This window comes from Noviherbaspirillum denitrificans, from assembly GCF_002211445.1.
GTDB lineage: Bacteria > Pseudomonadota > Gammaproteobacteria > Burkholderiales > Burkholderiaceae_D > Noviherbaspirillum > Noviherbaspirillum denitrificans.
Genome location: NZ_LSTO01000001.1, coordinates 1447830 through 1449937, shown reverse-complemented (window position 1 = coordinate 1449937; position 2108 = coordinate 1447830). Strand labels below are relative to the sequence as shown.

Here is a 2108-nt window from a genome sequence, read left to right as displayed (position 1 = left end):
GGCGTCCCCGCCGTGGTGGAAGACGCCGCTGCCGATCCCCGGCTGGCGGGTGCCACGCCGCCTGCGCGCTTCTTCGCCGGCTGGTCGCTGCATGCGCCCGACGGCACACGTTTCGGCACCTTCGCGATCGCCGGCCATGAGCCGCGCGCGCTCGCGCCGGGCGACCTCGATGCGTTGCGCGACCTGGCGCAATGGACCGAGTCCGAACTCAACAACGACACCCTGCAGCAGGCGCTCGCCATCGCGCGCGAGAGCGAGTCGCGCATGCACGCGGTGGTCGACAACGTCGCTGACGGCATCATCACGCTCGACGAGTTCGGCATGGTGGACAGCATCAACCCGGCCGCGCTCAAGATCTTCGGCTACGCGGAAAGCGAACTGATCGGGCAAGACATCAAGGTGCTGATGCCGGCCACCTACCATCACATGCACGCCGGCCACCTGCAGAAGTTCCGCGACACGGGCCGTACCGCCATCATCGGCATGGACCGCGAAGTGACCGGGCGGCGCAAGGATGGTTCGCTGTTTCCAATGGAGCTGATGGTCAACGAGATGCCGCTCAAGGGCCGCCGCGGATTCGCCGGCATCGTGCGCGACATTACCGCGCGGCGCGATAGCGAACGCCGACTGCGTGAAAGCAGCGCGCTGCAGCAGGCACTGATGGGCAGCACCTCGTCCTTCGTGTACGTGCGCGACAAGAAGGGCCGTTTTCTGTTCACCAACAAGGAGTACGAGCGGGTGTTCGGCTTCGGCCCCGGCGAAGTGCTGGGCAAGACGCTGGAAGACGTGTTCCCGCCCGACCTGGCCGCTTACAACCGCGCGATGGACCGCAAGGTGCTGGCTGATGCCTCCGCGCGCATCGAGGACGAACTGAATCTCAACGGTGGCGCCCAGAGTTACCTCGTGGTGCGCTCGCCGCTGCGCAACGAGCGGGGCGAAGTCGACGGCGTGTGCGGCGTGGGTTCCGACATCACGCTGCGCAAGCAGACGGAACGCTTCAAGAATGAATTCATTTCCACCGTGTCGCATGAACTGCGCACGCCGCTGACCTCGATCCGCGGCGCGCTCGGCCTGCTCGGCGGCGGCGTCGCCGGCGAGATGCCCGAAAGTGCGAAATCGCTGCTGGCCATTGCCAACAGCAATTGCGAGCGGCTGGTGCGGCTGATCAACGACATCCTCGATATCGAAAAGATCGAGTCCGGCCACATGCGCTTCGAGATCGTCACGCAGCGCATGCTGCCGCTGGTGGAACAGGCGCTGGCGTCAACCCAGCATTTCGCGGAGCAGTACCAGGTGCGCTTCGAGCTGGCGGCGGACGCGCCGGATGCGTGGGTCGCGGTGGATGGCGACCGCATGGTGCAGGTGGTGGTCAACCTGCTGTCGAACGCGGCCAAGTTCTCGCCCCGCGGCGGCACCGTGCAGGTGCGTCTTTCGAGTGCGTCCGGTGCGGTGCGCCTGTCGGTGGTCGACCAGGGTGAAGGCATCGATCCCGGTTTCCGGGACCGCATCTTCCAGAAATTCGCGCAGGCCGATTCGTCCAACACGCGGCAGAAGGGCGGTTCCGGCCTCGGGCTGAGCATTTCGCGCGCGATCGTCGAGCGCCATTACGGCCGCATCGATTTCGACAGCCAGCCGGGCGTGCGCACCGAGTTCTTCGTCGAATTGCCGCAGGTGCCCGGCCTGCCGGCGGCGCCGCACCGCACCGGCCGCGTGCTGATCGTCGAGGATGATCGCGACATCGCGCGCCTGCTCGGCATGATGCTGGCGGAGTCCGGCCTGTCGAGCGACATTGCGCACGATGCAGGCAAGGCGCGCGAGATGCTCGCGGCCAGCGGCTACGAGGCAGTGACCCTCGACCTGTCCCTGCCGCGCGAGGATGGCCTGTCGCTGCTGCACTGGATGCGGGAGCGGGAAGCCACGCGCGACCTGCCGGTGGTGGTGGTGTCGGCGCGCGCGGAAGAAGGGCAGCGCACGCTCACCGGCGGCGCGGTCGGCATCCTCGACTGGATTCCCAAGCCCATCGATGAAGTGCGCCTGCTGGCAGCACTGCAGGGCGCGCTGCGCGGCTGCAAGGACAAGACGCCAAGCGTGCTGCATGTGGAAGACGA

At 67.1% G+C, this 2108-nt stretch carries 1 protein-coding gene; it reads left to right on the top strand.

All coding sequences use genetic code 11. The features are described from left to right. A partial coding sequence (locus AYR66_RS07215; RefSeq protein WP_206047091.1) for a PAS domain S-box protein occupies positions 1 to 2108 on the top strand: 2108 nt, incomplete at both ends.